This window comes from Sphingomonas sp., assembly GCF_042091075.1.
Lineage (GTDB): Bacteria > Pseudomonadota > Alphaproteobacteria > Sphingomonadales > Sphingomonadaceae > Sphingomonas.
This window is the reverse complement of record NZ_JBELIE010000182.1, coordinates 1-6278: the sequence shown is the minus strand read 5'-3', so window position 1 is coordinate 6278 and position 6278 is coordinate 1. Positions and strand designations below refer to the sequence as shown.

The window sequence follows — 6278 nt, the reverse complement described above, 5'->3', positions numbered from 1 at the left end:
CGCTCAAGAAGAAGCTGCAGCGCGAGGGTGTGTATCGCGAGATGAAGCTGCGTCGTCACTACGAGAAGCCCTCGGAAAAGCGCGCGCGGGAGCGTGCGGCGGCGGTGCGTCGTGCCCGCAAGCTGGAGCGCAAGCGCGCCGAGCGCGACGGCGCCCGGTAAAGCCGGCGCGGCGACCGCCCGTCCGCGGGATGCGGGCTGGCGCTACGCCGCGGCGGACGCCGCTCCTGCCGAACGTGATCGCCGCTCCGCCGGCCTAGCGCACCCCGGCCTCCAGTATTCGGGAAATCAGCCATGTCGACCGTGACCGCCGTTCCACTACAGCCCGTCAAGCGCGCCTATGTGATGTGGCTGGTGGTCGGCCTGCTGGTCGCGCTGGTGGCGGGGGTCGCGCTGGCGCGTGCGGGCGATACCGGCATCGTGACCACGCCGTCCGGGCTGCGGTACAAGGTGATCAAGCCGGGCGACGTTGCCGGGCCGCGCCCCACCGATGCCGATGTCGCGCTGGTCAATTACGAGGGCAAGCTGCTCGACGGCACCACCTTCGACAAGTCGCAGCAGCCGACGCCGTTTCCGGTAGCCGGGGTTGTGCCCGGCTTCTCGGAGGGCCTGAAGCTGATGCACAAGGGCGCGCGCTATCGCCTCTGGATCAAGCCGGAACTGGGGTACGGCGCTGAGGCGAAGGGGCCGATCCCGGCGAATTCGACGCTGGTGTTCGACGTCGAACTGCAGGACTTCATCAATGAGTCGGTGCTGCGCCAATTGCAGATGCAGCAGGGCATGATGGGCGGCGCGATGCCAGGCGGGCCGGGCGGCGCCACGGGCGCCCCGCCGTCGGGACCGGGCGGTCCGGGCGGCCGTTAAGCACCGATTGCTATATGCTGCAACGGCGTCGCGGGAAGCCCGCGGCGCCGTTGTCGTGCGTGCGCCGTCGCCAAGGGTAACGTTGCGAAACCGGGGGTATCGTTACAGCTATCGCCGGGATCGTCGCGTGTTTGGCGGGTGGCGTGACCCCGGCCATTAAATGATGCCGGGGCGCCGAGGGGAGAGCGTCTCGATCCCCGGGCGTTCCCCGCTCTCATTCCTTCGCGACTGTCCGGCATCCGCGGCATGAAGGTGGATCGGTGTTGACGGGAATAAGATGCGCCTTCGGCCTCGATCCGGGCGACACGAAAAAAATAGCGGCCCGAAGGCCGCTATTTCTTTTCTCCGATAAGGAGGGCGATCAGCTTAGTTGCTGTCCGCGTCCGAATCTTCGCTGGCAACGACGACGATGCCCGCGACGACCGCAGCAGCCGCCAGGACAGCGACGATCACGCCGCCACCGGCCAGCTCATTCTTCTTCGCCGACGGCGCCGAGGCGCGAGCCGACTTGGCAACCGAAAGGCTAGCCGCCGGATTCACCGGGGCAGCCATTGCCGGCGCAACCGCCATCGTGGTGGCGGCAGCAGCGAGCATGTACTTGGCCAGACGCATATGAAACTCCCTTTGCGTTCAGAGCACGCAATACGCGCGAGACGTTAAAAATCAATATACGGCGATGTCGTTTTTTCGCTGTTGTGCGCTGAATGTCACGCTTTTGCCGGCGGTTCGCGGGGGCCGGGCTAGCTGTGCAGCACCCAGCTGTCGCTGCCTTCCAGTCCGAGCGCGGTCAGGCGTCCGGTGGCATAGGCGCCGGTGTCGATCCCGATGCGGTTGGGCTGGCGATCCACCTCCTCGGAGATGGTGTGACCGTGCACGATGATCCGCGGGTGCGGGCGCCGGTAATCGAGGAACGTCTCGCGGATCCAGCGCAGATCGCTACCGCGCTGTTGATCGAGCGGTATCTCGGGGCGAATGCCGGCATGGACGAAGGCATAGTCGCCCAGTTCGATCATATCCTCGAACGCCCGCAGAAAGTCGCGATGCGACGCGGGCACCAATTCGTCCAAACGCGCGATCAGTTCGTCGAAATCGTAGCGATCATAATCCTCACCGCTGATGCCGTAGCTGATCGCGGTTTCACGCCCGCCTACCCGGCAAAACAGCCGCAACGCCTGTCGCTCGCCTTCGAGCGCGGACAGCAGCACTTCCTCATGATTGCCCTTGAGAAAGCGGGTGTTCGGCCGCTCCCCGGCCAGTTGCAGCAGTCGTTCGATCACCCCGGCGGAATCGGGGCCGCGATCGACCAGGTCGCCCAGGAAGATCAGCATCGACGGCGGCCCGCCGCGCTCGGCATCATCCGCCTCGATCAATCCTAACAGCCGCTCCAGCTCCGCGCGGCAACCGTGGACGTCACCGATGGCATAGACGCGCACCCCCTCTACGAGGCTGGCGGCTGCGGGGGCATCGGCGCGGGAGGTGCGAAAAAGCTTGCGGATCATGGTACTGAGCCCGGCTGCTTACGCACTGCCGCGCACCGTCGCAAGCGTTCCGACCGTCGCCAAATCGGGACGGTGGACAGTTTCGGTCACCGCCGCGTCATTGCCGCCGCATAAACGTGCCGCTAAGCAGCCGCCGCCAACAGGAGGGCCCGAATGTCGATCAAGCCGGTACGCAAGGCCGTATTTCCCGTCGCCGGTCTCGGCACGCGCTTCCTTCCCGCCACCAAGGCGATGCCGAAGGAAATGCTGACGGTCGTGGACAAGCCGCTGATCCAATATGCGGTCGAGGAAGCGCTGGAAGCCGGAATCGAGCAGCTGATCTTCGTCACCGGGCGCGGCAAGGGCGCGCTGGAGGATCATTTCGACGTGTCGTTCGAACTCGAAACGACGATGCGCGCGCGGGGCAAGAGCATGGCCGCGATCGAGCATATCCGTCAGCAGCCGGGTTCGCCCGTCTACGTCCGCCAGCAAGAGCCGCTCGGGCTTGGTCATGCGGTGTGGTGCGCGCGCGAGATCGTCGGTGATGAGCCCTTCGCGGTGCTGCTGCCCGACGAATTGATGGTCGGCTCGCCCAATTTCCTGGCGCAGATGGTCGATGCGTATCAGCAGGTCGGCGGCAATGTCATCGGCGCGCTCGAAGTCGCGCCCGAGGAAACCGACAAATATGGCATCATCTCGCCCGGCGCGCGCGATGGCGCGCTGACCGAAGTGACCGCGCTGGTCGAGAAGCCGAAGGCGGGTACGTCGCCGTCGAACCTGATGATCCCCGGCCGCTATATCCTGCAGCCCGAGGTGATGGCGATCCTTGCCGCGAAGGAAACCGGCGCCGGCGGAGAGATCCAGTTGACCGACGCGATGGCGAAGCTGATCGGCCAGCAGCCGTTCCACGGCTTCACCTTCAACGGCGAGCGCTTCGATTGTGGCGACAAGACCGGCTTCATCCAGGCGAACCTGGCGCTTGCGCTGGCGCGGCCGGATATTGGCCCGGCGGTGCGTGCGTTCGCGGAAAAGCGGCTCGGCTGACGCGCGGATATCGGGCGGGATCGGTGGCCCGCCCGATGATCATGGGCTTGCGAAGGAACGGCCGCGGGCCGGCGTGGCGCTAGGGATCGCGCGGGGACGTGCCGCACGCCGGGCAGCCCGGGTCCTTGGGCAGCGTCAGGGTGCGCAGGCGTAGCGCGAGCAGGTCGATCAGCACCAGCTTGCCCGCGCTGTCTTCTCCGAACGGGGCGATCTGTCGGATCGCCTCCAGCGCGGCGAAGCTCCCGAGGATGCCGGTGACAGGCCCGATCACGCCTTCCTCGGCGCAGGTCGCGCCCTCGCGCGAGGGCGCGTCGCCGACGAAACAGCGATAGCAGGGCCGCGATGGCTCCCAGCCGCGAAAGACGCCGAGCTGCCCCTCGAAACGCCCCACGGCGGCGGAGACGAGCGGCACCCGTGCCGCCAGCGCGGCGTCCGCCACCGTCAGCCGGGTATCGAAATTGTCGCAGCCGTCGATCACCACATCCGCTCCGTCGATCAGGCCGCGCACATTGTCGCGGTCGACACGCACGGCGCATGCATCGACCGCGACATGCGGGTTCAGCCGCGTCACGATCGCCGCGGCGGCGGCCACTTTCGGCGTCCCGATATCGGTGGTGGCGAAGATCGTCTGCCGTTGCAGATTGCTGGCATCGACGCGATCGTCATCGATCAGCGTCAATCGTCCGATGCCCGCGGCGGCGAGATACTGGATCACCGGCGACCCGATCCCGCCGGCCCCGATCACCACCGCATGCGCGCGTCGCAGCCGCAACTGCCCGGTGCCGCCGATTTCGGGCAGGACGATGTGGCGCGCATATCGCGCCATCTCGTCGGGCGACAAGGGCGTCACCAGGCGAAGTCGATCGTGGTGCGAAACCAGCCGTCGCCATCGGGCAGCGTCGGCAGATTGCGGACCATGTTGAGCGCCAGCCCGGTGGCATATTGCTCCACCGCCGCACAGCCGATGGCGCGGGGCACGACGCGACGTACCTGTCCGCTGCTGCTGACCAGCACCGCCAGTTCGACCGACAGCGTCGTGCCCGATGCCGGAACGGCCGGCACAGCCGCGCCCGGCGGGGGGACGCCATTCGCCTTGCAGCGGCCACTCGTCACCTCCTCCCGCACGAACGCGCTCGGGGCGGGGGACGTATTGGCGCGGCGGGCGACCGGCAACGCGGGCAGGCTGCTCCAGTCGCTCGGCGGCAGCAGCGCCGAGGCGGCCGGGCGCGATGCGGGCGCAGGGGGCGTCGCCAGCACCGCCTGCGCGAGGATCAGCGCGGTCAGCATCACGATCCCGTCGATCCGAAGCCTCCGCCGCCGCGCGCGGTCGCATCGAGTTCGGATATTTCCTCCAGCGTCGCGGCAAGGACGGGGGCGGGGACGAACTGCGCGATCCGGTCACCGCGCGTCACCACGAACGGCGCATCGCCCAGGTTGGCGAGGATCACCTTCACTTCGCCGCGATAGTCGCTGTCGATCGTCCCCGGCGTGTTGAGACAGGTGACGCCATGTTTCAGCGCCAGCCCGGATCGCGGCCGCACCTGCACCTCATAACCCGACGGAATCGCCAGCGCGAAGCCGGTGGAGACGGCATGGCGCGCGCCCGGCGCGATCGTGACATCTTCCGCCGCGACGACATCCAGGCCCGCCGCCCCGGCGGTGGCATAAGCGGGAAGCGGCAGGCCCGCGCCGTGGCTCAGACGCTGGACGGCGATGCGGATCGATGCGGTCATGCCCTCCTTTTAGCGAAGGAGCGGCGGTGGTTGAAGGGCCGCGCGACACGGATGGGATCGGCGGTGCGATGGGCGCGGGAAAGCCCGGCGATCCCCCCGGCTATTACCCGGTGAGCGCGTTGGCGATCCGCGCCGCCAATCGTGTCGCCACCTCATCCTTCGGCAGTCGCTCCCAGCTTTCGATGCCGGCGGCGGTGATGAGATGGACGCTGTTGGCATCGCCGCCCATCACGTCCCCCGACACGTCGTTCGCAACAATCCAGTCTACCCCCTTGCGCTCGCGCTTGGCGGATGCGTGCTCGATCACCTGCTCGGTTTCGGCGGCGAAGCCGACCAGCAGGCGCGGGCGGCGCGGGCTGCGCGCCAGCGTCGCGAGGATATCGATATTCTCGGTCAGCCGAAGTGGGGGCAGCGCGCCGCCGTCTTTTTTGATCTTCTGCTCGGCCGCCTGCTCGACCCGCCAGTCGGCGACCGCAGCGACCATCACCGCGGCGTCGGCGGGCAATGACGCGGCAACGGCATTGGCCATGTCCTGCGCGCTTTCGACATCGATCCGGGTCACTCCGGCGGGTGCGCTCAGCTCGACCGGCCCGGCGACCAGCGAAACTCGCGCGCCCAGCGCCGCCAGGGCGCCCGCGATCGCGAACCCCTGCTTCCCCGACGATCGGTTGGCGATATAGCGTACCGGGTCGATCGGTTCGTGCGTCGGCCCGGCGGTGACGATCACGTGCCGGCCTTCCAGCGGCCCCGCCGGCCGCCGCTCGGCGGGTGCGGACAGCAGCGATTCGATCCGCGCCACGATCGCCTCCGGTTCGGGCAGGCGGCCGGGACCGAATTCGCCGCATGCCATCGCCCCCTCGTCGGGCTCCATCACCACGATATTGTCGGCGCGAAGCTGTGCGACGTTGCGCCGGGTGGCGGCATGCTGCCACATCCGCACGTTCATGGCGGGTGCGGCGAGGACCGGCTTGTCGGTGGCGAGCAGCAGCGTGGTGGCGAGGTCGTCCGCCAGCCCCGCGCTCATCCGCGCCAGCAGATCGGCGGTGGCGGGGGCGACGACGATCAGGTCGGCCTGCCGGCTGAGCTGGATATGCCCCATCTCCGCCTCGTCCTTCAGATCCCTCAAGGTGGTATAGACCTTGTCCTCGCTCAGCGCGGCG

The 6278-nt window shown here is 68.0% G+C and carries 9 protein-coding genes; 3 read left to right on the top strand and 6 right to left on the bottom strand.

Translation table 11 applies throughout. The features are described 5' to 3' along the window. Together rpsU and ACFDSW_RS14565 are read left to right on the top strand one after the other, a co-directional pair. Positions 1–161, top strand: a 161-nt coding sequence (gene rpsU, locus ACFDSW_RS14570; protein WP_375250996.1) for a 30S ribosomal protein S21, incomplete at its 5' end; no start/stop codon positions are given. Between the two features lie 132 nt (positions 162–293). Continuing rightward, positions 294–863, top strand: a complete 570-nt coding sequence (locus ACFDSW_RS14565) for an FKBP-type peptidyl-prolyl cis-trans isomerase (RefSeq protein ID WP_375250995.1) — start codon at positions 294–296, stop codon at positions 861–863. A 366-nt stretch (positions 864–1229) separates the two neighbouring features. Here ACFDSW_RS14565 and ACFDSW_RS14560 read toward each other — a convergent pair whose 3' ends face one another. Together ACFDSW_RS14560 and ACFDSW_RS14555 are read right to left on the bottom strand one after the other, a co-directional pair. Beyond that, positions 1230–1475, bottom strand: coding sequence for a hypothetical protein (locus ACFDSW_RS14560; RefSeq protein ID WP_375250994.1), 246 nt, complete (start codon positions 1473–1475; stop codon positions 1230–1232). A gap of 128 nt (positions 1476–1603) precedes the next feature. Further along, the gene (locus ACFDSW_RS14555) at positions 1604–2362 is read right to left on the bottom strand and encodes a metallophosphoesterase family protein (protein ID WP_375250993.1); all 759 of its coding nucleotides are present in this window, start codon (positions 2360–2362) and stop codon (positions 1604–1606) included. 153 nt (positions 2363–2515) lie between these two features. Here ACFDSW_RS14555 and galU point away from each other — a divergent pair, with 153 nt between their 5' ends. Beyond that, on the top strand, positions 2516–3385 hold the full coding sequence (gene galU, locus ACFDSW_RS14550; protein WP_375250992.1) for a UTP--glucose-1-phosphate uridylyltransferase GalU: 870 nt from the start codon (positions 2516–2518) through the stop codon (positions 3383–3385). 79 nt (positions 3386–3464) lie between these two features. Here the strand turns inward: galU and ACFDSW_RS14545 are convergent, their stop codons facing one another. From ACFDSW_RS14545 to coaBC, 4 genes are all read right to left on the bottom strand, one after another. After that, positions 3465–4235, bottom strand: coding sequence for a ThiF family adenylyltransferase (locus tag ACFDSW_RS14545; protein ID WP_375250991.1), 771 nt, complete (start codon positions 4233–4235; stop codon positions 3465–3467). Further along, positions 4232–4675 (bottom strand): hypothetical protein, encoded by a 444-nt coding sequence (locus ACFDSW_RS14540; protein ID WP_375250990.1) that lies wholly within the window; start codon positions 4673–4675, stop codon positions 4232–4234. The genes ACFDSW_RS14545 and ACFDSW_RS14540 overlap by 4 nt, the downstream gene beginning before the upstream one ends. Continuing rightward, entirely contained in the window at positions 4672–5118 is a 447-nt protein-coding gene (dut, locus tag ACFDSW_RS14535) for a dUTP diphosphatase (protein WP_375250989.1), read from the bottom strand. Before dut ends, ACFDSW_RS14540 begins: the two co-directional genes overlap by 4 nt. Positions 5119–5221: 103 nt before the next feature. Further along, a partial coding sequence (gene coaBC / locus ACFDSW_RS14530; protein ID WP_375250988.1) for a bifunctional phosphopantothenoylcysteine decarboxylase/phosphopantothenate--cysteine ligase CoaBC occupies positions 5222–6278 on the bottom strand: 1057 nt, incomplete at its 5' end.

Excerpts from the sequence above, each read along its gene's own strand:
- ACFDSW_RS14565 (WP_375250995.1), top strand. The coding sequence starts at position 294 with ATGTCGACCGTGACCGCCGTTCCACTACAGCCCGTCAAGCGCGCCTAT.
- ACFDSW_RS14560 (WP_375250994.1), bottom strand. The coding sequence starts at position 1,475 with ATGCGTCTGGCCAAGTACATGCTCGCTGCTGCCGCCACCACGATGGCG.
- ACFDSW_RS14555 (WP_375250993.1), bottom strand. The coding sequence starts at position 2,362 with ATGATCCGCAAGCTTTTTCGCACCTCCCGCGCCGATGCCCCCGCAGCC.
- galU (WP_375250992.1), top strand. The coding sequence starts at position 2,516 with ATGTCGATCAAGCCGGTACGCAAGGCCGTATTTCCCGTCGCCGGTCTC.
- dut (WP_375250989.1), bottom strand. The coding sequence starts at position 5,118 with ATGACCGCATCGATCCGCATCGCCGTCCAGCGTCTGAGCCACGGCGCG.